This window comes from Janthinobacterium sp. OK676 (assembly GCF_900103595.1).
Lineage (GTDB): Bacteria > Pseudomonadota > Gammaproteobacteria > Burkholderiales > Burkholderiaceae_D > Janthinobacterium.
The window spans coordinates 60,079-85,295 of sequence record NZ_FNHA01000012.1 but is presented as its reverse complement, the minus strand read 5'-3'; the positions used below and the strand labels follow the sequence as shown (position 1 = coordinate 85,295).

General features: G+C 61.9%; 22 protein-coding genes. 10 read left to right on the top strand and 12 right to left on the bottom strand.

The features are described from left to right. Positions 1-5 precede the first annotated feature (5 nt). The 3 genes from argC to rplM all read right to left on the bottom strand — a co-directional run bounded on the left by argC (position 6) and on the right by rplM (position 2,043). Positions 6-1,043 (bottom strand): N-acetyl-gamma-glutamyl-phosphate reductase, encoded by a 1,038-nt coding sequence (gene argC, locus BLU39_RS21820; RefSeq protein ID WP_092716811.1) that lies wholly within the window; start codon positions 1,041-1,043, stop codon positions 6-8. A 169-nt stretch (positions 1,044-1,212) separates the two neighbouring features. Then, positions 1,213-1,605 (bottom strand): 30S ribosomal protein S9, encoded by a 393-nt coding sequence (gene rpsI, locus BLU39_RS21815; protein WP_010393285.1) that lies wholly within the window; start codon positions 1,603-1,605, stop codon positions 1,213-1,215. Positions 1,606-1,614: 9 nt separating this feature from the next. Further along, on the bottom strand, positions 1,615-2,043 hold the full coding sequence (rplM, locus tag BLU39_RS21810) for a 50S ribosomal protein L13 (protein WP_010393282.1): 429 nt from the start codon (positions 2,041-2,043) through the stop codon (positions 1,615-1,617). 225 nt (positions 2,044-2,268) lie between these two features. Between rplM and BLU39_RS21805 the strand changes: the two genes are divergently transcribed. Then, complete coding sequence (locus tag BLU39_RS21805) at positions 2,269-2,691, top strand: OsmC family protein (protein ID WP_034749235.1); 423 nt, start codon at positions 2,269-2,271, stop codon at positions 2,689-2,691. A 107-nt stretch (positions 2,692-2,798) separates the two neighbouring features. Here the strand turns inward: BLU39_RS21805 and coq7 are convergent, their stop codons facing one another. Together coq7 and BLU39_RS21795 are read right to left on the bottom strand one after the other, a co-directional pair. Next, positions 2,799-3,443 (bottom strand): 2-polyprenyl-3-methyl-6-methoxy-1,4-benzoquinone monooxygenase, encoded by a 645-nt coding sequence (gene coq7 / locus BLU39_RS21800; protein ID WP_046683453.1) that lies wholly within the window; start codon positions 3,441-3,443, stop codon positions 2,799-2,801. Between the two features lie 87 nt (positions 3,444-3,530). Continuing rightward, positions 3,531-3,962: a hypothetical protein gene (locus tag BLU39_RS21795; RefSeq protein WP_072456731.1), complete on the bottom strand. Its 432-nt coding sequence runs from the start codon at positions 3,960-3,962 to the stop codon at positions 3,531-3,533. Between the two features lie 147 nt (positions 3,963-4,109). Here BLU39_RS21795 and BLU39_RS21790 point away from each other — a divergent pair, with 147 nt between their 5' ends. The 4 genes from BLU39_RS21790 (at position 4,110) to BLU39_RS21775 (ending at position 10,731) form a co-directional block, all read left to right on the top strand. Continuing rightward, a complete protein-coding gene (locus tag BLU39_RS21790) occupies positions 4,110-4,889 on the top strand; it encodes an ATP-binding cassette domain-containing protein (RefSeq protein WP_092717205.1) in 780 nt (259 codons plus the stop codon). A gap of 3 nt (positions 4,890-4,892) precedes the next feature. Then, complete coding sequence (locus BLU39_RS21785; RefSeq protein ID WP_092716808.1) at positions 4,893-6,089, top strand: ABC transporter permease; 1,197 nt, start codon at positions 4,893-4,895, stop codon at positions 6,087-6,089. Positions 6,090-6,248: 159 nt separating this feature from the next. Beyond that, positions 6,249-7,142, top strand: a complete 894-nt coding sequence (locus BLU39_RS21780) for an ABC transporter ATP-binding protein (RefSeq protein ID WP_092716806.1) — start codon at positions 6,249-6,251, stop codon at positions 7,140-7,142. Positions 7,143-7,152: 10 nt separating this feature from the next. Next, positions 7,153-10,731: an ABC transporter permease/M1 family aminopeptidase gene (locus BLU39_RS21775; protein WP_092716804.1), complete on the top strand. Its 3,579-nt coding sequence runs from the start codon at positions 7,153-7,155 to the stop codon at positions 10,729-10,731. A gap of 51 nt (positions 10,732-10,782) precedes the next feature. Here the strand turns inward: BLU39_RS21775 and BLU39_RS21770 are convergent, their stop codons facing one another. From BLU39_RS21770 to BLU39_RS21755, 4 genes are all read right to left on the bottom strand, one after another. Beyond that, positions 10,783-11,163: a hypothetical protein gene (locus BLU39_RS21770; protein WP_139178436.1), complete on the bottom strand. Its 381-nt coding sequence runs from the start codon at positions 11,161-11,163 to the stop codon at positions 10,783-10,785. A gap of 143 nt (positions 11,164-11,306) precedes the next feature. Then, positions 11,307-12,770, bottom strand: coding sequence for a catalase (locus BLU39_RS21765; RefSeq protein WP_092716800.1), 1,464 nt, complete (start codon positions 12,768-12,770; stop codon positions 11,307-11,309). 93 nt (positions 12,771-12,863) lie between these two features. Then, a complete protein-coding gene (locus BLU39_RS21760; RefSeq protein WP_092716798.1) occupies positions 12,864-13,520 on the bottom strand; it encodes a DsbA family protein in 657 nt (218 codons plus the stop codon). A 136-nt stretch (positions 13,521-13,656) separates the two neighbouring features. Continuing rightward, positions 13,657-14,526: an MBL fold metallo-hydrolase gene (locus BLU39_RS21755; RefSeq protein WP_092716796.1), complete on the bottom strand. Its 870-nt coding sequence runs from the start codon at positions 14,524-14,526 to the stop codon at positions 13,657-13,659. A 332-nt stretch (positions 14,527-14,858) separates the two neighbouring features. Between BLU39_RS21755 and BLU39_RS21750 the strand changes: the two genes are divergently transcribed. The 3 genes from BLU39_RS21750 (at position 14,859) to BLU39_RS21740 (ending at position 18,489) form a co-directional block, all read left to right on the top strand. After that, positions 14,859-16,259, top strand: coding sequence for an alkaline phosphatase (locus BLU39_RS21750; protein WP_232731404.1), 1,401 nt, complete (start codon positions 14,859-14,861; stop codon positions 16,257-16,259). A gap of 29 nt (positions 16,260-16,288) precedes the next feature. Then, the gene (locus BLU39_RS21745) at positions 16,289-17,689 is read left to right on the top strand and encodes an alkaline phosphatase (protein WP_092716794.1); all 1,401 of its coding nucleotides are present in this window, start codon (positions 16,289-16,291) and stop codon (positions 17,687-17,689) included. Positions 17,690-17,763: 74 nt separating this feature from the next. After that, complete coding sequence (locus tag BLU39_RS21740) at positions 17,764-18,489, top strand: hypothetical protein (RefSeq protein WP_092716792.1); 726 nt, start codon at positions 17,764-17,766, stop codon at positions 18,487-18,489. Between the two features lie 78 nt (positions 18,490-18,567). On the opposite strand, the gene BLU39_RS21735 is transcribed toward BLU39_RS21740, so the two are convergent. The 3 genes from BLU39_RS21735 to dprA form a co-directional block, all read right to left on the bottom strand. Further along, positions 18,568-21,228 (bottom strand): DNA topoisomerase III, encoded by a 2,661-nt coding sequence (locus tag BLU39_RS21735; protein ID WP_092716789.1) that lies wholly within the window; start codon positions 21,226-21,228, stop codon positions 18,568-18,570. Positions 21,229-21,501: 273 nt separating this feature from the next. Then, entirely contained in the window at positions 21,502-21,966 is a 465-nt protein-coding gene (locus BLU39_RS21730; RefSeq protein WP_034749287.1) for a Smg family protein, read from the bottom strand. Positions 21,967-22,060: 94 nt separating this feature from the next. Next, positions 22,061-23,164: a DNA-processing protein DprA gene (gene dprA, locus BLU39_RS21725; protein WP_092716787.1), complete on the bottom strand. Its 1,104-nt coding sequence runs from the start codon at positions 23,162-23,164 to the stop codon at positions 22,061-22,063. Positions 23,165-23,471: 307 nt separating this feature from the next. On the opposite strand from dprA, the gene def reads away from it, so the two are divergent. Both def and fmt read left to right on the top strand, forming a co-directional pair. After that, the gene (gene def / locus BLU39_RS21720) at positions 23,472-24,014 is read left to right on the top strand and encodes a peptide deformylase (RefSeq protein WP_092716785.1); all 543 of its coding nucleotides are present in this window, start codon (positions 23,472-23,474) and stop codon (positions 24,012-24,014) included. Positions 24,015-24,246: 232 nt separating this feature from the next. Continuing rightward, positions 24,247-25,206, top strand: coding sequence for a methionyl-tRNA formyltransferase (fmt, locus tag BLU39_RS21715; protein WP_092716783.1), 960 nt, complete (start codon positions 24,247-24,249; stop codon positions 25,204-25,206). Positions 25,207-25,217 lie beyond the last annotated feature (11 nt).

The window sequence follows — 25,217 nt, the reverse complement described above, 5'->3', positions numbered from 1 at the left end:
TATCGTTACGGCATCACGGCGATGTGTTGCAAACCGGCCGCTTCTTTCAAGCCAAACATCAAGTTCATGCATTGCACGGCCTGGCCCGATGCGCCCTTGACCAGGTTGTCCTGCACTACCAGCACGATGACGGTATTGCCGCCTTCCGGACGGTGCAAGGCCAGGCGCAGCGTGTTCGAGCCGCGCGTGGAACGGGTTTCGGGATGCGAGCCGAACGGCATCACGTCGACGAAAGGCTCGTCTTTGTATTGCTCTTCGAACAAGGCTTGCAGCTCTTCATTGCTGACATCCTTGTTCAGCTGCGCGTACAGGGTCGAATGCATGCCACGTATCATCGGCACCAGGTGCGGCGTGAAGGTCAGCGCCACTTTCTCGTCCGTGAAACGCTGCAATTGCGCCGTCGTTTCCGGCAGGTGGCGGTGACCGGCCACGCCGTAGGCCTTGAAGCTGTCGCTGCTTTCCGAGAACAGGATGCCGATTTCCGCCTTGCGGCCGGCGCCGGACACGCCCGACTTGCAGTCGGCGATCAAACCGCCCGCGTTGACCAGCCCCGCCTTGAGCAACGGGTAAAAACCCAGCTGCATGGTGGTCGGATAGCAACCGGGGTTGGCGATCAGCTTGGCTTGCTTGATGTCTTCGCGGTTCAGTTCCGGCAAGCCGTACACGGCCTGCTCGATCAGCTCGGGCGCCGTGTGGGGAATCTTGTACCACTGCTCGAACTTGGCCTGGTCTTTCAGGCGGAAGTCGGCGGCCAGGTCGATGACTTTCACGCCGGCGGCCAGCAAGGCTGGTGCTTGCGCCATGGCAACGCCATGTGGCGTGGCAAAGAAGACCACGTCACACTGCTCCAGCTTGGCCTTGTCCGGCGACGTAAACGCCAGGTTGACATGGCCACGCAGGGAAGGATACATGTCAGCAACGGGCAAGCCATCTTCCTTGCGCGAGGTAATCGCCGTCAACTCGACATCTGGATGGGTAGCGAGCAAGCGCAGCAATTCCACGCCCGTGTATCCAGTGCCGCCGACGATGCCAACTTTGATCATGTTCTTTCCTTGTGTATAGATTGCATAAAGATGAAGGGAAACGCTACCCATGGGGTTTTCCGCGTATTTTACAGCGCAACGCCGAGTCACGCTGAAATGCAAAAAAGCCGCGGGACCGAAGTCCAGCGGCTTTTCGACCAGCACCCCGAAAGGTGCTGTAGCGTAGAAATTAACGCTTCGAGAATTGCTTTGCGCGACGTGCTTTGCGCAGACCAACTTTTTTACGCTCGACTTCACGTGCATCGCGGGTCACGAAGCCGGCTTTCGCCAGTTCCGGTTTCAACGCTGCATCGTAGTCGATCAGAGCGCGGGTGATGCCGTGACGAACTGCACCAGCCTGGCCCGACTCACCGCCGCCATGGACGTTGACTTTGATGTCGAAACGCTCGACATTGCCGGTCAGTTCCAGGGGTTGACGGATGACCATCAGACCCGTTTCGCGCGAAAAGTATTCGTTTGCTGGTTTGCCGTTAACAACGATCAAGCCTGTGCCAACTTTGATAAAAACCCGAGCCACTGCACTTTTGCGACGGCCGGTTCCATAATTGTAATTACCGATCATGTCAGTTCCTTAGAGAACAAGTGCTTTAGGTTGCTGAGCAGCGTGCGGATGGGAACCTTCCGCGTACACTTTCAGCTTCTTGATCATTGCGTAGCCGAGTGGGCCTTTAGGCAGCATGCCTTTGACCGCTTTCTCAAGCGCGCGACCTGGAAAACGCTGTTGCATTTTCTGGAAGTTGGTTTCGTAGATGCCGCCTGGATAGCCAGAGTGACGGTAGTAAATTTTCTCAGTAGCTTTGGTACCGGTCACACGCAGTTTGCCTGCGTTGATGACGACGATGAAGTCGCCGGTATCGACGTGAGGAGTAAATTCTGGTTTGTGTTTGCCGCGCAGTCGGAGTGCCACTTCGCTGGCAACACGTCCGAGGACTTTGTCCGTCGCGTCAACCACGAACCAATCGCGCTGGACTTCATGTCCTTTAGCGGAAAATGTTTTCATGTTGACTTCCTAATAGATTACACGCTCAAATGGTGGTTCCGACGATGTTGCTGTTCGGACTCTGCCTTATTTACTTTTCCTGAGCGAACGGAAAGCCGACAAGTATAAGCGGCTTTGCCTTGCCGCGTCAAGCCGCAATCGAGGCCGGCTGCGGCCCGGCGGGCGGCACATGGATGGGCATTCCTCTATTACAATACAAAACGCTTACAATTTTCGGAGAGTACGATGGAATGCAAAGTCAGCTGGAATGGCCCGTCGGGCATGAGTTTTCGGGCAGAAACGGGTTCCGGCCACCTGGTGACCATGGATGGCGCGCCCGATGGCGGCGGCCACAACCTGGCGCCACGCCCCATGGAAATGGTCTTGCTGGGCACGGGCGGCTGCACCGCCTATGACGTGGTGCTGATCCTGAAACGGGGCCGCGAAGCCGTCAGTGGCTGCGAAGTAACCCTGAAGGCCGACCGCGCCGACACCGATCCGAAAGTATTCACCAAGATCCACTTCCACTTCACCGTGCGGGGCAAGGCACTGAAACCGACGGCCGTGGAACGGGCCGTGGCCTTGTCGCATGACAAATATTGCTCGGCGTCGATCATGCTGGCGAAAACGGCGGAAATTACGCACTCCTTCGAAATCATCGAGGAATGATGTAGGTCGGATTAGCGGGGCAAGGCCCCGCGTAATCCGACGACACCGCAAGCGCCAACAATGTTGTCGGATTACGGCCGGCGGCCTAATCCGACCTACCCGACCTGTCAGATGTAATAGGCGGTTTTTGTCATCACTTTACCCATCAGCCCCATCAGCGCCTTCACGGGCGCCGGGGTGTCGATGGCGCCCAAACGCTGGGCGGCGGCGCCGTGCTCCACCTCGTCGATGGCCATCTGTTTCACAATGGCGCGCGACTTGGCGTCCTGCGGCGGCAACTCTTCCAGGTGGCTGGCCAGGTGCGCTTCCACCTGGCGCTCCGTTTCCACCACAAAACCCAGGCTGCGGCCGTCGCCCATGCGCGCGGCAATGGTGCCCAGCGCAAACGAACCGGCATACCACAGGGGATTGAGCAGGCTCAGACGCGAGCCCAGCTCCGTCAGGCGCTGCGCCGTCCAGGCCAGGTGGTCTTCCTCTTCGCGTCCCGCTTCGTCGAACTGGGCGCGGATGGCCGGGCTGTGCGCATAGCGCGCCTGCGAGTTGTACAGGGCTTGCGCGCACACTTCGCCCACATGGTTGACACGCATCAAGCCGGCGCTGTGGCGCTGTTCGGCCGGACTCAGCTCCGCATCGGGCGCATGCGCGGCCGGCGTGGGGCGCGAGGCCGAGGCCACGCCCGCCATGACGCGCAGGGCCTTGTCGGCGCCGACAATCAAACGATCCAGGGGGTCAAAATGGCGGTTCGCGGTCATCGTGGCTATGCTCATGAGTAGTAAAGCATGAATTATAGGACGATAGCGGCCAGCCGTCCCCACGCCGCGCGCAGGGGGATCGGGGCTTTATTGACTTGTGCGCGCTTTTTCCTGCTCGATCCAGTCCACCACGGGGCCGACGGCGTCCAGGCCGGACAGGCTTTTCGCCACGCCCAGGTTCAGTGAAATCAGGAAGGAAATGCTGTCGACGGGAATGTCCGGGCAGTGCTGGGCAAACGCGGCGCGAAAACGCTCCGATTGGAGCACACGCAAGACTTTTTCGCCGCTCATGAACTGCAGCACGCTGGCGATGCTGTGCCCGCCACCTATCGAGTGGTAAATAAACCGGTTGTACTTCGCGTCGATCTGCTTGAAATCGAGCGTTTCCTCCGTCATCAGGCCGGCCAGGTAGTACAGCCCCAGGCTGACGCGGAAGAAACCGATGGCTTCGGCACTGGTCATGCCGGCGCGGGCCACGGCCAGTACCTTGTCCTGCATCGCCTGATCGATCGTTTGCATTGCACTCTCCCGCGCCGTCCTCGGCGCCCACCGGGCCAGCTTGCATGAAGATGCTGTTTTTTTCAATAGACCAAACGATATTTCCACCTTGCAAGTTACATTTTTTGCATGCTACTCTCGTCCTTCACCATTGAATGGATGAAGCACATGATAGAGGTCAAGCACCTGGCAAAACGTTTCCGCATGCCGCCCCACAAGGGCAAGGGCGTGCACGTCAGCGATCCGCGCGAACACGATGGCTGGTTCCACGCCGTGCGCGACGTCAGTTTCAGCTGCGCCCCCGGAGAAGTGCTCGGCCTGCTGGGGCCGAATGGGGCCGGCAAGACGACCACCCTGCGCCTGCTGTCGACGGCCTTGCAGGCGGACGCGGGCAGCGCCCTCGTCAACGGCGTCGATGTCTTGCAGCAACCGCTGGTGGCGCGTCAGAGCATCGGTTTCCTGTCCGGTTCGACGGGCTTGTACGGCCGCCTGACGGCGCGCGAAAACGTGGAATATTTCGGCCGCCTGCACGGCATGCCGGCCGACAAGCTGAAGCGCCGCTGCGACGAGCTGTTTTCCCTGCTGCAGATGGAGGAATACGGCGGCAAGCGGGCCGATCAGTTATCGACGGGCATGAAACAGAAGTGCGCGATCGCCCGCACCGTCGTGCACGAGCCGCAGGTGGTGATCCTCGACGAGCCAACCACCGGGCTGGACGTGATGTCGGCCAAGATCCTGCTCGACTTCATCGCCAGCTACAAGGCGCTGCGCGTGCCGCTGATCTTTTCCACGCACCACCTGCACGAGGTGGAAAAGCTGTGCGACCGCGTCTGCATCATCAACCGCGGCACCACCGCCTTCAACGGCACGGTCAACGAACTGCGCCACCTGGGCGGCAGCGCGGACTTGTACGACGCCTTTGTCAGCGTCATCAACCAGAGAGCCTGAGCCATGTGGACCATTTATCTGAAAGAGTTGCTGGAACTCACGCGCGACCGCAAGACGCTGATTTTCACCATCCTCATCCCCATCTTCGCCATGCCGCTGATCTTTGGCGGCTTTGCTTATGTTTCCAGCAATATGTTCAAGAACGCGAAAACGGCGGAAATGCGCTACGCCCTGTTCGGCAAGGACCATTCGCCGGGCTTGAGCGCGCGCTTTGCGCAGCAGCACAAGCTGCGCGAAGTGCCGCTGGCCAGCGAGGGCGACATCCGCCGCGCCATCGGCGACGACACGATCAAGTTTGCCGTCGTCATTCCGCCCCATTTTGAAGAGTCGCTGCGGCAACAGCAGCAAGCCAAGGTCACCCTGCATTACAACAGCGCCAGCACGGTCGACGTGACCCAGCAGCGGGTGCGCGAGATCGTCGAAGCCTACAACGCCAGCCTGCGCGAAAGCGCGCTGTCGGCACTGAACCTGAGTCCGGCCCAGCTGGCCTTTGCCCTGCACCCCATCGTGCTCGACAAGCAGTCGACGGCCAACGAGCGCGAGCAGATGGGCGCCATCGTCGGCGGCATGCTGCCGTATCTGCTGCTGATGGTGTGCCTGACGGCGGCCATGTATCCGGCCATCGACCTGGGCGCGGGCGAAAAGGAGCGGGGCACCCTGGAAACGCTGCTGCTGGCCCCGGTGCCGCGCAGCGCCATCGTGGTGGCCAAGTTCCTCGTGCTGTTTACCGTCGGCATGACCTCGGCCGTGCTGATGGTGGGCAGCATGGGCGCCCTGCTGGCCATCTTCGGCAGTTCGCTCGAAGGCAACATGGCCGTCATGGTACGCAGCATCGGCTTGCCCGACCTGGCCATGGTGACCCTGATGCTGGTGCCGACGGCCGCCATCTTCGCCTCGATGCTGCTGTCGATCTCGATCTATGCGAAAAGCTACAAGGAAGCTGCCGGCATGATCACGCCATTGATGCTGTTCGTCATCCTGCCCACGGTGGCGGCCATGCTGCCAGGCGTCGAACTGAACTGGATGTGGGCCATGGTGCCGCTGACGAACGTGTCGCTGGCCATGAAGGAGCTGGTCAAGGGCACCATGGATTACCGCATGTTCGGCGTGATCCTGGCCTCGACGACGGTGATCGCGGGCGCGCTGCTGATGCTGTGCCGCTGGTGGTTCAATCGCGAATCCGTGTTGTTCCGCAATTAGGTGCGGGGCGGGGCGCCATCCACCCCCGCCCGGCTGCACTCTGGGCACGCGAAAATGCCGTGTATCGCATGCAACTGCCCAGTACGTCTTAAATTCAATACAATGCCAGCATAGAGTAGCCCTGTAGCATCGGGCAGCAACGCATGAGTCAGGAGTTGTATGGAATTGCAGATCCGCAAATTGTCGAAAACCTACGCGAATGGCGTGGTGGCGCTGGATAACGTGTCGCTGACGATACCGCCCGGGATGTTTGGCTTGCTGGGCCCGAACGGCGCCGGCAAGTCGACCCTGATGCGCACCCTGGCCACCCTGCAGGAGTGCGATTCCGGCTCGGTCTTCTTCGGCGACTACGACGTGCTCGACGACAAGGACGAGATCCGCCGCATGCTCGGCTACCTGCCGCAAGACTTCGGCCTGTACCCGAAGGTGACGGCCTACGAGCTGCTCGACCACTTCGCCACCCTGAAAGGGCTGTCGCAGCGGGCGCGCCGGCGCGAAGTCGTCGATGGCCTGTTGCAGCAAACCAATCTGTTCGACGTGCGCCACCAGCGCCTGGGCGGCTTTTCCGGCGGCATGCGCCAGCGCTTCGGCATCGCGCAAGCGCTGCTGGGCGACCCGAAGCTGATCATCGTCGACGAGCCGACGGCCGGCCTCGACCCGCAGGAGCGGGTGCGCTTCCATAATCTGCTGTCCGACATCGGCGAAGACAAGACGGTGATCCTGTCGACCCACATCGTGTCCGACGTGGCCGACCTGTGCGCCAACATGGCCATCATCAACAAGGGCCATTTGCTGCTATGCGGCAAGACCCAGGAACTGATCGACGAAGTCAGCTGCAAGATCTGGGCACGCTTTGTCGACAAGAAAGAACTGGCCAGCTTCCAGCAGCGCCACGCCGTCATTTCCACGCGATTGCTGTCGGGCCGCACCCTGATCCACGTCTACAGCGACGACGATCCGGGCGACGGCTTCGAGGAAGCCATCGGCGACCTGGAAGACCTGTATTTCGCCACCATTGCGGGGCGCCACCGCGTCGCCCCGCAGTGCGACTGAGGGGACGGCCATGTTTGCCATCGCCCGCTTTGAAGCGCGACAGCGACTCAAGCTGCTGTCGACCTGGGTGTATTTCGCCATGTTCCTGGCCTTGGCCATGCTGTGGATGGCGGCCGCCGGCGGCGTCTTCAAGGAGGCGAGCATCAGTTTCGGCGGCAAGTTCCTGATCAACGCACCGCGCTCGCTGGCGTTCACGTGCAGCGTGCTGGGCTGCTTTGGCGCCGTGGTGGTGGCGGCCATGATGGGCCGCTCGGTGCAGCAGGATTTCGAATACGGCATGCAGCATTTCTTCTTCAGCGCGCCGATCAGGAAATACCAGTACGTCTTCGGCCGCTTCCTCGGCGCCTATCTGGTGCTGGCCGTGGTGTTTTCCAGCATCGTGATCGGTGCCTGGCTGGGCGCCTGGCTGCCCGGCATCGATCCGGAACGGCTGGGGCCGCAACGGACGCTGGCCTACCTGATGCCGTATGTGTTTACCCTGCTGCCGAACCTGTTCATCTTCGGCGCCATCTTCTTCGTCATCGCGGCCCTGACGCGGCGCATGCTGCCTGTGTACATCAGCTCGGTGGTGATGCTGATCGGCTACCTGGTGGCGCCGTCGCTGGCGCGCGACCTCGACTACAAGACCCTGGCCGCCCTGATCGACCCCTTCGGCACGACGGCGTTGATACGCCTGACGGAATACTGGCCGAACGCGGAGCGCAACGCGCGCCTGGTGACCCTGGAAGGCGTGTACCTGCTGAACCGCGCCATCTGGTCGGGCTTTGCCCTCGTGGCCTTGCTGCTCGGCTACTGGCGCTTTCAGTTCCACGCAACGATGGACGCGGGCACCGCCAGGCGCCGCAGCGAGGGCGAGGCGCCGCAGCGCCTGTCGAACGCCTCGCTGTCCACGCAGGAAGCGCCCGACTTCGCGCAGCGCAACCTGGCCGCCCTGCTCTTCAAGATGAGCTGGCTGAACCTGCGCGAAACCATCAAGAACATCTATTTTGTCGTCATCGTGCTGGCCGGCGTGCTGACCATGTATGCGGGCGCGCTGGACATGGGTTCCATGTACGGCACGAATACCTATCCCGTGACGGAAAAGGTGCTGGACATGGTCAGCGCCTCGTTCGCCCTGTTCATGCTCATCATTACCACCTTCTACGCGGGCGAGCTGGTGTGGCGCGAACGGGAAGCGGGCACGTATCAGATGCTCGACGCCCTGCCCGTGCCGAACTGGCTGCCCCTGCTGTCAAAGCTGTTGGCGCTGGTCGGCCTGCAAGCCTTGCTGAGCCTGATCATCATGCTGTGCGGCATGTCGATCCAGGTCTTCAAGGGCTATTACCGCCTCGACCCCGGCCTGTACGTGGAATCGCTGTTCCTGTCGCACCTGCCCTACTATGCGCTGGTGGCCGTGCTGGCCATCTTCGCGCAGGTGCTGATCAATCAGAAATACCTCGCATATTTCGCCATGATTCTGTACCACATCGCCAGCATCAGCTTTTCCTCGCTGGGCCTGGGCGACCCGCTGCTGCTGTACGGCAGCACGCCCGAGGTCGTGTATTCGGCCATGAACGGCGCCGGCCACTTTGTGTTGCGCGAGCGCTGGTACCTGCTGTACTGGAGCGGCGCGGCCGTCATGCTGACGGTGTTGTCGCTGCTGTTCTGGCCCCGCGGCGCGCAGGACAGCTGGCGCATCCGCCTGCGCCTGGCGCGCCACGGCCTCACGCATGGCGTGCTGGCCAGCTTTGCGGGCGGCGCCCTGATCTTCGTCGGCGCAGGCGGCGTGCTGTTCTACGTTTTCCACGTGGCCAACGATTACCAGTCCGAATTTTCCCGCGATGCGGACCGCGCCAGCCTCGAGCGCCAGTACCGCAAGTTTGCCGCCACGCCGCAGCCGAGAATCACGGACGTGAAACTCGACGTGGCCATCTACCCGGCGCAGCGCACCCTGGCCGTCACGGGCCGCTATCTGCTGCAAAACAAGACCGGCCTGCCGATCAGCCACATTTTTGTGCAGCAAGACCCGACCGCCACCATGCGCCTGCGTTTCGACGCGCGCGTGCATCCGGGCCTCGACGACGGCAAGCTGGGCTTTTACAGCTACCGCCTGGCCGCGCCGCTGGCGCCAGGCGCCACCCTGGGTCTCGATTTCGACGTCCGCTATGCGCCGCGCGGCATCTTCGGCCTGGGCCAGGACACGCCCGTGGTGGCCAACGGCACCTTCTTCACGAATGCCGTGCTGCCGCACATCGGCTACCAGCCGCAGCAGGAATTGACGGACCCGCGCGACCGCAAGAAACACGGTCTGCCGGCGCGCGAACGGGCCTTGCCGCGCGATGATGCGAAGGGCCTGGCCGACAATTACGTGAGCAACGACGCCGACCGCATCAATTTTGACGCCACCGTCAGCACCGTCGACGGCCAGACGGCCATCGCGCCAGGCATGCTGGACAACGACTGGATCGCCAAGGGCCGCCATTACTTCCATTACATGCTGGACCAGCCCATCCTGAATTTCTACGCCTTCCAGTCGGCCCGCTACGCCGTCAAGCACGAGCGCTGGCAAGACGTGGCCATCGACGTGTACTACCATCCCGGCCACGAATACAACCTCGATCGTTTCGTGCGCGGCAGCAAGGAAGCGCTCGATTACTACACGAAGAACTTCGGCCCCTACCAGCACAAGATCCTGCGCATCGTCGAGTTCCCCCGCTACGCCACGTTCGCGCAATCGTTCCCGAACACGATCCCGTACTCGGAAGGCCTGGGCTTCATCGCCAAGGTGGACGACAAGAACCCGAAAGACATCGACTATCCGTTCTACGTCACGGCGCACGAAGTGGCGCACCAGTGGTGGGCGCATCAATTGGTGGGCGGCAACACGCGCGGCGCCACCGTGCTCAGCGAAACCCTGGCCGAATATTCGGCCCTGATGGTGATGAAGAAAACCGTGGGACCGGCCAAGATGCGCCGCTTCCTGCGCTATGACCTGAATCAATACCTGATGGGACGCAGCGAAGAGCGCAAGAAGGAATTGCCGCTGGCCGAAAATGAAAATCAGACCTACATCCATTACAACAAGGGCAGCCTGGCCATGTATTTGCTGCAAGATATCATCGGCGAAGACAAGGTCAACGGCGTGCTGCGCGACCTGCTCAAGACCTATGGCCAGAAAGGCCCGCCGTATGCGAGCGTGACGGCGCTGATTGCCGGCTTGCGCCAGGTCACGCCGCCCGAGCAGGCTTATCTGATCGACGACCTGTTCGAGAAAATCGTGCTGTTCGACAATCGCGCCCTGTCGGCCACGGCCACCAGGCGCAGCGACGGCAAGTATGCCGTCACCATCAAGGTGCAGGCGGGCAAATTGACGGCCGGCGAACAGGGCGAGGAACACGACGCGCCCCTGCACGACTGGATCGAGATCGGCGTCGACGATGCGAATGGCCATCCGCTGCTGCGCGAACGCCTGCGCATGACGGCCCGCCAGGCGAGCTATACCGTCATCGTCGGCAGCCGCCCCGGCAAGGCGGGCATCGATCCCGACAACAAGCTGATCGACCGCAAGCCGGACGACAATATGGTCACCGTCGAGCTCGAAGAACCGTGACGAACAATGGCCGCCTGTGCATACAGGCGGCCACTTCGGTATCGTTGGGAGTCAGGCGGCGGAGCGCGTCACCAGGCTCAGGCTGATGCCCATTTCCGTCAGGTGCTGCATGTCGGCCAGCGACAGGTCGAGCGGCGCGTCGACCGTGTCGTCGCCGTTCAATTCCAGTTGCAGCTCGGCCACGATGCGCGGCATCGTGAACGTCACGCCGCGCGAGCGGCATTCGGCCAGGTAGCTGCGTATGCGCGATGGCAACACTTGCGATTTGGGTGCCTGCGCGATCAGCACTTCAAAGCCGGAATCGAGATGCACGCGATTCGCGCCCTTCGCCTCGCCCTTGCGCCATTGCCGTTCCGGATCGGTGGGCAAGACTTCGAGGATGGATTTGAGCGTGGGGTCGTCCCCATGCACCGACAGCTTCGCCATATTCATAGTGCAAGACTTTCTAGTCAGATCAGACCGACAAGTCTACGCATGGGCGGCAAATATGTCCATACGGCAATATTTAATATCAAGCGCTCATTTGTGCTGCATCAACAACAGGCGGAACAGGATTGTTCCGCCTGCCACACACGCTACAGCGCCACGCCGCGCGCCTGCAGAGCGGTCCGCACGCCGGCGCCATAGGCTGGATCGGCCTGGTCGAAGTGCCCCAGCTGACGCTGCAAGGTTTCCGGACGCACCAGACTCAAGGGACCGGCCAGGTTGTCGAACAGGTTCTGCTTCGCCTGAGCCGACATCAAACGGAACAGATTGCCGGCCTGCGTGTAATCGTCTTCCACGCCGCGTCCATCGTAGCGCGCCGCGCCGCCATCGAGTGCCAGCGCCCCCTCGCCATGGCCCAGCCCTTGCGGCGCACTGCCTGCCGCCGCCACGTTCGCGTAATTGCGCGCCGCGCCGCCATTGTGGATCGCCATGCCGCCGTCGCGCTGCTGGTTATGGAAGGGGCAGCGGGCCGCATTCACGGGCAGGTGCTGGTGGTTCGTGCCGACGCGGTACAGCTGGGCGTCGTGGTAGGCGAACAGCCTGCCTTGCAGCATCTTGTCCGGCGAGTAGCCCATGCCCGGCACGGCGTTGGCCGGCGAAAAGGCCGCCTGCTCGACTTCCGCGTGGTAATTGTCCGGGTTACGGTTCAGCTCGAAAATACCGACGGGCAGCAGCGGGAAGTCCGCGTGCGGCCACACTTTCGTCAGGTCGAACGGGTTCCAGCCCGTCCGCTGCTCCCATGCATCGAGTTGCTCCTGCGTCGCCACCTGCAGCTTGACTTCCCACTGGGGGAAATCGCCGCGTTCGATGGCGCCGAACAGGTCGCGCTGGGCGTAGTCGGGGTCGGCACCGGCCAGGCGGCCCGCTTCCGCGGCCGGCAGATTCTTGATGCCCTGGCGCGTCTTGAAGTGCCATTTCACGTACACGCGCTGGCCGTCCGCATTGATCAGGCTATACGTGTGGCTGCCGAAGCCATCCATGTGGCGGTAGCCGTCCGGCGTGCCCCGGTCCGAGAACAGCATGGTGACCTGGTGCAAGCTTTCCGGCGCATGGCTCCAGAAATCGAACATCATTTCGGCCGATTTCAGATTGCTTTGCGGATCGCGCTTTTGCGTGTGGACGAAGTCGGGGAACTTGATCGGGTCCTTGATGAAGAACATGGGCGTGTTGTTGCCAACCAAGTCCCAGTTGCCCTCTTCCGTGTAGAAACGTACGGCGAAACCGCGCGGGTCGCGTTCCGTGTCGGCACTGCCGCGTTCGCCGCCGACGGTGGAAAAGCGGGCGAAGGTGGCCGTCTGCTTGCCCACTTCGGCAAACAATTTGGCCTTGGTGTAGCGCGAAATGTCGTGCGTGACGGTAAAGGTGCCGTAGGCGCCCGAACCTTTGGCGTGCACGACGCGCTCGGGGATGCGCTCGCGGTTGAAATGCTGGAGTTTTTCGATCAGATGGAAGTCTTGCAGCAGCAGCGGGCCGCGGGGGCCGGCGCTGAGGGAATTCTGGTTGTCGGCGACGGGGATGCCCGAGGCGGTACTGAATGGCGGCTGTTGGCTCATGGCTGCTTTTCCTTCGTTGTTGACTAATGGAACTAGTGTAACGAGGTCAACAACAAAGGAAAAGCTAATTGATTTTATCGATCCGATAGCTATTTACAATGCGCACCCTTGCGCATCGCATACGCCGCCAAGCTGCGCCTGCAACTTCGCGGGCTGGCCCAAAAAGCCGCCGATATCGATCACGGACAGCTTGCCGCTGCCATCGTCGAGCACGAAGGTAGGAAAACCCTGGCCGCCCACCTGCGCCAGCAAGGCGCGGCTGGCGTCGATGTGCCGCTGCGTGGCGGCGCCCGCCTGCCGCGCATACTCGGCCTGGAAGGCCACCCCGTCCATGTCCAGCTCTTGCACCAGCGCCACCAGCACGGGCACGTCGGCGATGCGCAAGCCGTCCACGTAATGGGCACGCTGCACGCGCTGCAGCATGTCCAGGCCCTTGCCGGCCAGGACTTCAGCCGCCAGGATGGCCGTGATCGGCGGTCCGGAATCCATCATGGCCGTCGTGTCGTTCAGCAAACCATTCATATAAGCTTCGCCAAACGGCTGGCCCGACAATTGCTCGATGCGCCGGTCGTGCGGCAGCACGTAGCCGCGCCACTCGGGCGTGATCTGGCGGCGATTGCTGCCCGTCATCATGCCGCCGCCGTGGAACGCCACCGTCAGGCCGGGCACGGCGCGCGCCGCCTCGACCAGCGGCGCGGCGCCGTAGCACCAGCCGCACAGCGGGTCGAAAATGTAGTGCAGTGTGGGCATGACTCTATCCTTTATAAAACTGAAACAGATGACTTGCAAAAACCGTAGCGAGCGGCGCTAGTTCTGGCAGAGAAGCGCAACGGTGCTAGAGCACAGTGAGCATCGCAGGCCGGAAATCGCGTCGCGCAGTAGGTTTTTACCATTTCATTTCGCCTTTGGCGACTTTTGCGCTAGTTTCCAGGGCGCCCTCCAGGCCCGCCTTCGGATAGCGCATTTTCATCGCCTCGATCAGGGCGGCCGAATTGGCGGCCTTGGCCGTTTCCGCTTCAAACGTCACCACGTAGTCGCGCGTATAGCTGATGCTGTCCGGCGTCAGGGGCGAGCCGACCTTGAAGTGGCCGGGCACGACGGTGACGGGGTTCAGGGCGGCGATGCCATCGAGAGTCTTGAGCCAGTCCTGGCGCGATTGGGCGCTTTGCGTATCGGCCATCCACACGTGCAAGTTACCAAACAGCACCACGCCGCCGACGACAGCCTTGATCGATGGAATCCACACATAGGTGCGCGCTGGCGTCGGGCCGGCGATGTCCAGCGACTGGCCTTCCAGGGCGATGCGCTTGCCCGTCAACGCTTCGGGAATGACGATGCTTTTCGGCGCATTGTCTTTCAGGATAGGGCCCCAGTAGGCGACCTTGGCATCGGCCTTGCGGCGGATTTCCGCCACGGTTTCTGGCGTGGCAACGATTTTCGCCTTCGGGAAGGCGGCCTTGATCACGTCGAGGCCAAAATAGAAATCGGGATCGCTGTGGCTGATGTACACGGTCGTCAGTTTCTTGCCGCTGGCGCGGATCTTCTCCACCAGTTTTTGCGCTTCGGCGCGCGAAAACTGCGCATCGATCAGCACGGCGTCATGCTTGCCCGCCACCAGCACGGAAGCGACGGGGAAGATGGCCTCTTCGCCCGGGTTGAATACTTCCAGGGTCAAGGGGGCGCTGGCGGCGGCCGAGGCGGCACCGGCGGCAAACAGGGTGGAAACAAGAACGCTGCTGATGGATTTGGAGAACATGATGTGCCTTCACAAGATGGTTGGGATGAATGCATCTTACGTTGCTCGGTTCGGTAGAAAAACCCGATAAACCGCAATAGTTTGTTGCACAATTCGGTGCAATCGTCGATTCGGCAAGCGATGTCGGCTACGGCACGGTGTATTTTCCCGTCAATGACGTGCGCGAAAGCCACGCGGCCGGCGACAACGTGGCGCCGTTACAAAACGTGTCACAGCGTCATGATGGTGTCACATTGCATTGCTATCTTGCTAGCTCTTTCAAACCTAGCCGGATGAACCACATGACACGCAGAAAAATTTCCGTCGCTGGCTGCAGCGTCGCCATTACCCTGATGCTGGCCGCCTGCGGCAGCGATGCCAAAAAAGAAGACGTGGTGGCCGAAGCGCCGCCGAAAAACGTCATCTTCTTCCTTGGCGATGGCATGGGCCTGACCACCATGACAGCCGCGCGCATCTATTCGGTGGGCGAAGACGGCGCGCTGACCATGGACACCCTGCCGGAAACGGCCTTCGTCAAGACGTTCTCGAACGATGCGCAAGTGACGGACAGCGCGCCATCGATGGCCGCCTACATGACCGGCGTCAAGATGAACAATGAAGTCATCTCGATGTCGGCCAACACGGTCGCCATCGATCCGGGCACGGATGCAAACGGCAACAAGCTGGTCAACAAATGCGGCACCGGCAACGGCACGCCCGCCACCACCTTGCTGGAACTGGCCAAGGCCAAGGGCTTCGCCGCCGGCGTCGTCAGCACGGCGCGCGTGACGCACGCCACGCCAGCGGCGACTTACTCGCACATCTGCCACCGCGACCTGGAAAACGATATCGCCGCAGCCCTCGTGCCTGGCGGCACGGGCTACAACAGCGCGCTGGGCGCCACCGGCCTGGAAGTGGTCCTCGGTGGCGGCGCACAATTCTTTACGCCATTCAAGAGCGGCGGCAAGCGTTCCGACGACCGCGACCTGGTGGCCGAACTGAAGGCGAAGAGCTACACGGTCGCCAACAACGCCACCGACTTCAAGGCCGTCGATCCGGCCAAGACGGACCGCCTGTTCGGCGTGTTTACGTCCAGCCACATGAGTTACGACCTGGACCGCGATGCGGCCAAGGAACCTAGCCTGGCGGAAATGACCACCAAGGCCATGGACGTGCTAGCCAAGAACAAGAAGGGTTATTTCCTGATGGTCGAAGGCGGCCGCATCGACCATGCGCTGCACGAAACGACGGCCAAGAAAGCGTTGCAAGACACCGTCGCGTTCGACAACGCCATCAAGGCCGCCATCGAAAAAGCCAAGCTCACCGATCCGACCCTGGCCAATACCCTGATCGTCGTCACCGCCGACCATGACCACACCCTGGTGCTGAACGGCTACGCCAAGCGCACGGGCAAGACGGCTGCCGGCAACCCTGGCGTGCTGGGCGTGGTGAAGAACTACGTGACCGGCGCGGTCGAGAAAGACCTGGACGGCGCACCGTATTCCATCATCGGCTTCGGCAATGGCGAAAACCGTACGCAATCGAGCCGCGCCGCCATGGCCAGCCTCGACGAAACCGTCACCAGCGCCAATGCCTACCACCAGGAAGCGGTAATCCGCACCTCGGCCGGCAATGAAACCCACGGCGGCACCGACGTCTTCCTGGGCGCCATCGGCAAAGGTTCGGAAACCTTCCTGGGCACCATCGACAACACCAAAGTATTCGGCCTGGTCAAGACGGCCGGCGGTCTGTAACCATCAAGACATCAGAACTGGACAAGCACATGAAACATGCATTGAAACTCTCCTTGTTGACCACGCTCGTGGCCGCCAGCGTTGCCAACGGCGCCTACGCCGCCGACGCCAAGAACGTCATCTTCTTCCTCGGCGACGGCATGGGCCCGTCCGTCGTGACGGCCGCGCGCATCTACCAGTACAAGGAAGACGGCAGCCTGACGATGGACACGCTGGAACGCACGGCGCGCATCAAGACGTTCTCGAACGATGCGCAAACGACGGACAGCGCGCCATCGATGGCCGCCTACATGACCGGCGTCAAGATGAACAATGAAGTCATCTCGATGGCACAGGAAACGATCGCCAAAGAGCCCGGCCGCGATGCCAACGGCAACCTGGGCGTGGACAACTGCCCGGCCGGCGGCAAGAGCGTGCCGACCATCCTGGAACTGGCGAAAGCCAAGGGCAAGGCCGTGGGCGCCATCACCACCACGGAACTGACGCACGCCACGCCGGCGACGACGTTCTCGCACATCTGCAACCGCAATGCGCAATACGCGATCGCCGCGCAAGCGGTGCCAGGCGGCGCGGGCTACAACGCCGCCCTGGGCGATGGCGTCGACGTGCTGATGGGTGGCGGCCGCAACCACTTCACGCCTTGGTCGACCAGCAACAAGTATGGCCGTGCCGATGGCCGCAACCTGCTGACGGAATTTGCCGCCAAGGGCTACACCGTGGCCGCGACGAAAGCGGAAATGGCGGCAGCGCCAAGCGGCAAGAAATTCATCGGCCTGTACAGCACCCGCAGCCACCTGGAATATGAACTGGACCGCACGGCCACGCCACCGCTGGGCGAAGGCGCGACCCAGCCTAGCCTGTCGGAAATGACCCTGAAGGCCATGGACTTACTGTCGAAAAACACGAACGGCTACTTCCTGATGGTCGAAGGCGGTCGCATCGACCACGCCTTGCATGGCATCAACGCCAAGCGCGCGCTGACGGACACCATTGCCTTCGACGACGCCATCAAGGCGGCCATCGCCAAGATCAAGGAAACCGATCCAAAGCTGGAGAACACCCTGATCGTCGTCACGGCCGACCATGACCACACCCTGGCCTTCAACGGCTATGGCAAGCGCGGCAATCCTATCCTCGACATCAACCGCGGCTACAAGGATAACCAGCCGAGCAAGGATGCCGATGGCAATACCTACACCACCCTGGTGTTCGGCAATGGCCCGAACCGCCCTGACCTGCGCAGCAATGTCGACAGCGCCACGGCACTGAAAGACAACTACCTGCAAGAAACAGGCGTGCGTCTGGCCAGCGAAACCCACGGCGGCGGCGACGTCAAGCTGCTGGCCACGGGCGCCGGCGCCAAGGCCTTCAAGGGCACCCTGGACAACACCAAGGTGTTTGACTTGCTGAAGGCGGCCTTCGGCTTCTGATCCACATCAACACGGCAACCCCACCGGGGCGGATGGCGTATGCCCTCCGCCCCTCTGCACGTAAAGGCCACACCATGAAATCGTCCCTGATCGCCGTCCTCCTCGCCGCCGGCTTTGCCGCCGGCGCGCAAGCCGCTCCTGCAACCCCTTCGGCTCCCGCCGACCTGGACCTGGGCATCACCTACTACAGCCGCGTCCTCACGCCGGAAGGCGTGACGCGCGAAAGCCGCTACGAAGAAAAGATGCTGCGCCGCCCCGGCCACGTGTGGGTCGAGCGCGTGCTGGCGCCGTCGACGGACGCGCATGCGGGCCACAAGCACGGCGAGAACACCAAAGTGGCACTGAAGGCCACGCAGCATGAACACAAGCACTTCAATCCCGTGCTGATCCCCCGCCACGTGATGCTGGAAAAGAACACCGTGCGCGTGGAATACATCGATGCGCACGACAAGATCGTCGTCTCCATCCCGAAAGCCGAATACGAAAACGTCAATTTCGACGGGTCCTGGGAAAACAGTTTTTACCTGCTGGACCCAAAACTGGTGACCGCCATGCCGCTGTCGAAACAGGCGTCGAACGTGACGGGCGCGCGCTGGCGCGAAGTGGAAAAGAATGGCGTGTTCCAGCGCATCCTGTGGGATGAGCAAAAGCAGATTCCGCTGATTATCGAAAGCGGCGACCGCGCGAATACCTTCTACCGCCGCGTCGACGTCAAGCTGCAGCCTACCGTCAGCAAGGCGCAGCCGTGGGCGAATTTGCAGAACTACGCGCAGCGCGAGTATTCGGACTACCTGGACTAAGCGTCAGACTAACGCCAAGAAAATCGGGACGTAAAAAAAGCCAGGGACGTCCCTGGCTTTTTTGTGGCTGGCGCCCGATTACTCGGCCGCTGCCGCTTTCTTGGCCGGCGCCTTCCTGGCGGCCGGCTTTTTCACGGCCGCCGCTTTCTTCGCTGGCGCCTTTTTCACGGCTGCCGCTTTCTTGACGGCCGTTTTCTTCGCTGGCGCCGCGCCTTCTTCGCCTTCGACCTCGGCCGCCTTCGTCTTGGCGCCCGGCTTGGCCTTGCGCTCTTCAAACTCGAAGCTCACCTTGCCATCCTTGCCGCGCACGAGGAAAGCCTTGAACGGGCGACGGGTACGCTGGGATACAAAGCCCGGCAACAAATCCGTCTTGCCATCGTTGAGCAGTTTTGCCATTTGTTCCGGCAAGATTTCCTGCTGCAAGATGATGCGGCCGCTGCGGAAGTCGCACGTCTTCGGCTTGGCCACGCTGTGTTCGCACACATAGGCCAGGCCCATTTCATACACGCCGGCATTGCACTTGGGGCAAGGTCCCACGGGCGTCTGGCCCGTGAAATCGACGCCTTCGCCATCTTCGCTCTCGTCGTTCTGGCCGAAATCGAATTCCAGCTTGAAATTCTTGATCTCTTCATCGCGCACGATGCGCAAAATGGCGGCGAACGGACGGCCCATCTTCGAGCGAAAACCTTGCAGCGGGCCGATGGTGCGGTCCTTCAGCAATTGTTCCACTTCGGCGATTTCGAACTGGCGCGAACCCGGCGTCTTGCTCATCGAGAATTCGCACTTGGTGCAGGCGAAACGGCGGTAGTTTTCCTTCACCACGCCGCCGCAATTCGGGCATGGCGTTTCCAGGGTAGCGTAGTCGCCGGGAATCGTGTCGTTGTCGTATTCCTTGGCGCGCTTGACGATGATTTGCGTCATCTGCGCGATTTCACGCATGAATTCTTCGCGCGAAATCTTGCCTTTTTCCATCTGCGACAGCTTGTATTCCCACTCGCCCGTCAGCTCCGGCGCCGTCAATTCGTTGACGCCCAGGCCTTTCAACAAGGTCATCAGCTGCGACGCCTTGGCCGTCGGAATCAGTTCACGGCCTTCGCGGATCAGATAGCGTTCCGTCAGCAAACCCTCGATGGTGGCCGCGCGCGTCGCTGGCGTGCCCAGGCCCTTGCCGGCCATCGCATCGCGCAGCTCGTCGTCGTCGATCAGCTTGCCAGCGCCTTCCATGGCCGACAGCAACGTTGCTTCAGTGAAGCGCGCTGGCGGCTTGGTGACCAGGCCGTTGGCGCTGACGCTTTCCGTCTGCACTTTCTCGCCCTTGGCCACTGGCACCAGGTTGCCGTTGCCATTGCTTTCCTTGTCCGCGTCCGTCGACGCTTCCTTGCCGTAGATGGCCAGCCAGCCCGGATTGGTCATGACCTTGCCTTCAGTCTTGAACTGATGGCCGGACACTTCCGTGTAGCGCGTGGTGACCTGGAATTCCGCAGGCGGGAAGAACACGGCCATGAAGCGGCGCGTGACGAGGTCGTACAATTTTTGTTCCGGCTCGGACAAATTCTTTGGCGCGATCGTCGTCGGGATGATCGCGAAGTGATCCGAGATCTTCGTGTTGTCGAAGATGCGCTTGTTCGGCTTGACCCAGCCCTTGTCGATAATCTGCTTGGCGAACTGGTGGTAGTTGCTGTTTTCCTTGACCGTTTCCAGCGCCTGCAGCACGGTCGGCATATAGTCTTCCGGCAGGTGGCGCGAATCGGTACGCGGATACGTCAGCACCTTGTGCTTTTCGTACAGCGCCTGGGCCAGGCCCAGCGTGTTCTTGGCCGAGAAGCCGAAACGCGAGTTCGCTTCGCGCTGCAAACTGGTCAGGTCGAACAGGCCCGGCGCCATCGAGGTGGTCGGCTTCGATTCTTCCGTGACGGTGCCTTGGCGGCCGCGGCAGGCGGTGGCGATCGAGTCGGCAGCGGTCTTGCTCCACAGGCGCTCGGCGCGCTTCTCGGGATCGTTCTCGTCCTTCTTGAACTTCGTGTCGAGCCAGCGGCCTTCGTAGATGCCGGCCGCGCAGACGAATTCGGCGCGCACTTCCCAGAAGTCGCGCGGCACGAATTTTTTGATCTTGTCTTCGCGTTCGACGACGATGGACAGCGTCGGCGTCTGCACGCGGCCCACGGTCGTCAGGTAGAAGCCGCCCTCTTTCGAATTGAACGCCGTCATGGCGCGCGTGCCATTGATGCCGATCAGCCAATCGGCTTCCGAACGGCAGCGGGCCGCGTCGGCCAGCGGCAGCATTTCTTCGTCGCTGCGCAGGTGCGCGAAACCGTCGCGGATGGCGCCCGGCGTCATCGACTGCAGCCACAGGCGCTTGACCGGTTGCTTGGCCTTGGCGTTTTGCGCGATCAGGCGGAAAATCAGCTCGCCTTCGCGCCCCGCATCGCATGCGTTGATGAGGGTGGAAACGTCTTTACGCTTGATCAGCTTGTTTAATACTTTGAGGCGCGCTTCCGTCTTCGGGATGGGATTGAGCGCGAAATACGGGGGAATCATCGGCAAGTGCGCGAAACTCCATTTGCCGCGCTTCACGTCGAATTCTTCCGGTACGGCGATCTCCAGCAAGTGGCCAACCGCCGACGACAGGACGTATTCATCCGATTCAAAGTACTCATCGTGCTTGGTAAAGCCGCCAAGCGTCTTCGCGATATCGTTCGCGACAGAAGGCTTCTCGGCGATGATGAGGGTTTTTGTCATATTTTTTAGTCTCGAAAAATGCTCTAGGATAGTTTCAGCATGCGCATCATACAGTGCATTGCCAGGCGCCGACGCTTTTGTCTGCGCAAGGCCTTGTGACTTGTGGTCTTGTCAAGCGGCCAATGATAAGCGCCTAATGAAGAATTCGGCAAGTTATCTGCAAGCAAGAATGCGCCAGCGCAAAAACAATGGCCTGGCGTGCGCGGTGTCGCAGCATATAGTAAGGGAGATGGCGCGGCAGTGGCGCCAGGTGCGGCCAGGGGCGTTGATATATTAGTGCAGCAGGCGCGGCGGGAGGTCTTCATCGTCGACGAACAGGTCGTCGAACATCAGCGCATCCGGTTCCTTGCCTTGGCTCCACAGCAGCATCAGCACGATGACTTTCAGCTTGCCCAGCGACACGGGCGCCTCGTCGAGCGCCAGCGCCCGTTCGATGACGATTTCGCGCTGCAGCGGCGAGAGCACCTTGGCGCTTTCGAGGAACTGGATGAAACCGATGGCGGCCGTGCCCAGCACGTCGCTTTCCTGCTGCACATAGAAACGCGTGCCCGTGGAACTGGCCGTCAGGGTTTGTTCGACGCCGGCCATGGCGTTCAAGTCCGTCAGCCACACGAGCGCTTCGGAAATCTCCACGTCGTCGAAACCGACGGCCGACAGTTTGCGCGCCAGGACTGCCGGCTCGGGGCAGGCATCGGGGCGATAGTAAGTCTCGTAGAGGTACACCAGGATATCGAACATGGCTCTACTCTAGCAGCTAAGTTCGCTAAGACACAAGGGTGCGCACCGACAAAGCGCGCCCGTGCTGCAAGGCCGCCACACAAGTGACAAGCTGTCATTTGCAGCGTTGAAACAGTCCTCCCGGCAAGCGTTCCACCCGCCCCGCCAGCTCCAGCGCCAGCAATTCGCCCATCAGCGCGCCCATGGCCAGGCCGCTGCGCGCGGCCAGGGTATCGGCATCGACGGGATCGTGGCCCAGCGCGGCCAGCAGCGGCGTCTCGTCTTCCACCGCTGCCGGCACGGCGGGGACGCCACCCAGCCACTGCAGCTCTTGCAGCACGTCATCGGCCGACTCGACCAGCTTGGCCCCCTGCTTGATGAGCGCATGGCAACCCTTGGCCAAAGTCGCATGGATGGAGCCGGGCAAGGCATACACGTCGCGCCCCTGCTCGCCGGCCAGGCGCGCCGTGATCAATGAGCCCGATTGCGCGGCCGCCTCGATCACCAGCACGCCGCGCGCCAGGCCGCTGATCAGGCGATTACGGCGCGGAAAGTTCCCCGGCATGGCCGGCAAGCCCAGCGCGTACTCGCTGACGATGCAGCCTTGCTCGGCGATTCTTTGCGCCAGATCAAGGTTGCGTCGTGGATACACCAGATCGGCGCCCGTGCCGATCACGGCCACGGTCGCGCCCGCGCCGCGCAAGCCGCCTTCGTGCGCCTGCGTGTCGATGCCCAGCGCCAGCCCGGAAATGATGGTCAGGCCCGCCGTGCTGAGCGCGTGCGCAAACGCGGCCGCATTCTGCATGCCTTGCGCGCTGGCATTACGACTGCCGATGATGGCCACGCCGGGACGCGACAGCAGTTCCGCCCGCCCCCGCACATATAACAAGAGCGGCGGATCGGCGATTTCCAGCAGCAGGGGCGGATACGCGGCATCGGCCAGGGTCAGCACGGCATTGCCGGGCCGCTGCAGCCACTGCAGGGTAAGCGCGAGCTGGCTGTTGGCCACCGGCTTGGTCGGCTGCACGATGGCGCGCGCCACGCTGGCCGGCACCACTTCGCGCAAGACCTCGAATGGAGCGGCGAAGATTTGCGGCGGCAAGCCGAAGCGGGCCAGCAAGGCGCGCGCCGCCACCGGCCCCACGCCGGGCAGGTGCTGCAGGCGCAGCCAGCCCGCCAGTTCCGTGGCCGTGTCCACCGTCGTTGCAATTGCATGCATGGCAACCTCGCTGTGTACTGTGCCATCCCATGCTAGCGCCATGGCACGGACGTGATACCGACGCGCGCAACAATGCGTGCAATGGCGCTGCAAAACGGCCCGCCGTCCACAGGGTAAGGGGCGTCTGTGATAAAATTTCCCTTTGCAGCAAACTAATCGACGCACTGGCAAACGCATCTGCCGCGCCGTTGCGCCATACGCGCCCAACCGTAGCGTACCCAAAAATAAAATAGCCCTGCCATCGTCCGCATGGCCCAGGCATGAATAATCCGGCGCACCGGCGCCCACCTTAACCAGTCGAATCCGTATGTCCATATTAAATATCCTGCGTTACCCCGATCCTCGCCTGCACACGGTCGCCAAGCCCGTCACCGAATTTGACGCGCGCCTGCAAACCCTGATCGACGACATGGCCGAAACCATGTACGACGCCCCTGGCGTCGGCCTGGCCGCGTCGCAAGTGGACGAGCATATCCAGATGATGGTGATCGACATCACCGAAGAGAAAAACCAGCTGCAAGTGTTCATCAACCCGGAAATCACCTGGGCCAGCGAAGAAAAGCAGGTCTACGACGAAGGCTGTTTGTCCGTGCCGGGCGTCTACGACGGCGTCGAGCGCCCTGCCCGCATCAAGGTGCGCGCCCTGGACCGCCACGGCAAGCAGTACGAACTGGAAGCCGATGGCTTGCTGGCCGTCTGCATCCAGCATGAGATGGATCACTTGCTGGGCAAGGTATTCGTCGAATACCTGTCGCCGCTCAAGCGCAACCGCATCAAGACCAAGATGATCAAGGAAATCCGTGGTCTCGAGCGCGAAGCGAGCTTGCGTGCGCAGAACCGCCGTTTCTGAAAACACCTGACCAAACCTACTGCGCGTCGCGACTTGCGGCCTGCGATGCTCACTGTGCTCAAGCACAGTTCCGCTTCTCAGCCACAATTCGCTTCCGCTCACTACGGTTTTGTAAGGTGTTCAAGGAGTTTTTGCAGTACAGCTGATAGACTAAGCAGCAACAGTCGTCGTTACACCACGCCAGCCTGGCGCCTTCGGGCGCGGGCCTGCGCACCTCACGTCAAGGAACCATATGAAAGTGATCTTCGCAGGCACGCCTGAATTCGCCGCCACGGCCCTGAAAGACTTGCACGAAGCGGGATTCGAGATTCCGCTGGTGCTGACCCAGCCCGACCGCCCTGCGGGACGCGGCATGCAGTTGCACGCCTCGGCCGTCAAGCAGTATGCGCAACAGCACGGCATCGAGGTGCTGCAGCCGCTGTCCTTGCGCATGGACAGCAAGGACCCGCAGCGCGCCGCCGAAGCGAAAGCGGCCCACGAACGCCTGCTGGCCACGGACTATGACGTGATGGTGGTGGCGGCCTACGGCTTGATCTTGCCGCGCAGCACGCTCGACATCAAACCCTGCATCAATATCCACGGTTCCCTGCTGCCGCGCTGGCGCGGCGCCGCGCCGATTCATCGCGCCATCGAAGCGGGCGACGATGAAACGGGCGTGACCATCATGCAGATGGAAGAAGGCCTCGATACGGGCCCCATGCTGGCCATCGAGCGCACGCCCATCGAAGCGGGCGACTCCACCGGCACTCTGCACGACAAGCTGGCCGCCCTGGGCGGCAAGATGATCGTCGAGACCCTGCGCAAGATGCAGCAGCAGCCGCTCGAAGCCGTGCCGCAGCCGGAAGCGGGCGTCACCTACGCGGCGAAAATCGCCAAGGAAGAAGCGGCGCTCGATTTCAGCATGTCGGCGCTGGAACTGGGCCTGAAAATCCGCGCCTTCAATCCGTTTCCCGGCGCCTGCGGCCAGGTCGATGGCACCACCATCAAGATCTGGGCCGCCGAGGTAATCGAAGCGGACAGCAAGGAAGCGCCTGGCCAGGTGCTGGCGGCCGACGCCCAGCACGGCATCGTCGTGGCCTGCGGCAATGGCTCCTTGCGCCTGACGGAACTGCAAAAACCGGGCGGCAAGCGCCTGCCCGCAGCCGAGTTCATCAAGGGCTTCCCCCTCGAAGGCAAGCGTTTCGCTGAATAGCGGCAAGACGC

What these genes read in the sequence shown, in the direction of transcription:
- argC (WP_092716811.1), bottom strand. Translation starts at nt 1,043, where the DNA reads ATGATCAAAGTTGGCATCGTCGGCGGCACTGGATACACGGGCGTGGAA.
- rpsI (WP_010393285.1), bottom strand. Translation starts at nt 1,605, where the DNA reads ATGATCGGTAATTACAATTATGGAACCGGCCGTCGCAAAAGTGCAGTG.
- rplM (WP_010393282.1), bottom strand. Translation starts at nt 2,043, where the DNA reads ATGAAAACATTTTCCGCTAAAGGACATGAAGTCCAGCGCGATTGGTTC.
- BLU39_RS21805 (WP_034749235.1), top strand. Translation starts at nt 2,269, where the DNA reads ATGGAATGCAAAGTCAGCTGGAATGGCCCGTCGGGCATGAGTTTTCGG.
- coq7 (WP_046683453.1), bottom strand. Translation starts at nt 3,443, where the DNA reads ATGACCGCGAACCGCCATTTTGACCCCCTGGATCGTTTGATTGTCGGC.
- BLU39_RS21795 (WP_072456731.1), bottom strand. Translation starts at nt 3,962, where the DNA reads ATGCAAACGATCGATCAGGCGATGCAGGACAAGGTACTGGCCGTGGCC.
- BLU39_RS21790 (WP_092717205.1), top strand. Translation starts at nt 4,110, where the DNA reads ATGATAGAGGTCAAGCACCTGGCAAAACGTTTCCGCATGCCGCCCCAC.
- BLU39_RS21785 (WP_092716808.1), top strand. Translation starts at nt 4,893, where the DNA reads ATGTGGACCATTTATCTGAAAGAGTTGCTGGAACTCACGCGCGACCGC.
- BLU39_RS21780 (WP_092716806.1), top strand. Translation starts at nt 6,249, where the DNA reads ATGGAATTGCAGATCCGCAAATTGTCGAAAACCTACGCGAATGGCGTG.
- BLU39_RS21775 (WP_092716804.1), top strand. Translation starts at nt 7,153, where the DNA reads ATGTTTGCCATCGCCCGCTTTGAAGCGCGACAGCGACTCAAGCTGCTG.
- BLU39_RS21770 (WP_139178436.1), bottom strand. Translation starts at nt 11,163, where the DNA reads ATGAATATGGCGAAGCTGTCGGTGCATGGGGACGACCCCACGCTCAAA.
- BLU39_RS21765 (WP_092716800.1), bottom strand. Translation starts at nt 12,770, where the DNA reads ATGAGCCAACAGCCGCCATTCAGTACCGCCTCGGGCATCCCCGTCGCC.
- BLU39_RS21760 (WP_092716798.1), bottom strand. Translation starts at nt 13,520, where the DNA reads ATGCCCACACTGCACTACATTTTCGACCCGCTGTGCGGCTGGTGCTAC.
- BLU39_RS21755 (WP_092716796.1), bottom strand. Translation starts at nt 14,526, where the DNA reads ATGTTCTCCAAATCCATCAGCAGCGTTCTTGTTTCCACCCTGTTTGCC.
- BLU39_RS21750 (WP_232731404.1), top strand. Translation starts at nt 14,859, where the DNA reads ATGCTGGCCGCCTGCGGCAGCGATGCCAAAAAAGAAGACGTGGTGGCC.
- BLU39_RS21745 (WP_092716794.1), top strand. Translation starts at nt 16,289, where the DNA reads ATGAAACATGCATTGAAACTCTCCTTGTTGACCACGCTCGTGGCCGCC.
- BLU39_RS21740 (WP_092716792.1), top strand. Translation starts at nt 17,764, where the DNA reads ATGAAATCGTCCCTGATCGCCGTCCTCCTCGCCGCCGGCTTTGCCGCC.
- BLU39_RS21735 (WP_092716789.1), bottom strand. Translation starts at nt 21,228, where the DNA reads ATGACAAAAACCCTCATCATCGCCGAGAAGCCTTCTGTCGCGAACGAT.
- BLU39_RS21730 (WP_034749287.1), bottom strand. Translation starts at nt 21,966, where the DNA reads ATGTTCGATATCCTGGTGTACCTCTACGAGACTTACTATCGCCCCGAT.
- dprA (WP_092716787.1), bottom strand. Translation starts at nt 23,164, where the DNA reads ATGCATGCAATTGCAACGACGGTGGACACGGCCACGGAACTGGCGGGC.
- def (WP_092716785.1), top strand. Translation starts at nt 23,472, where the DNA reads ATGTCCATATTAAATATCCTGCGTTACCCCGATCCTCGCCTGCACACG.
- fmt (WP_092716783.1), top strand. Translation starts at nt 24,247, where the DNA reads ATGAAAGTGATCTTCGCAGGCACGCCTGAATTCGCCGCCACGGCCCTG.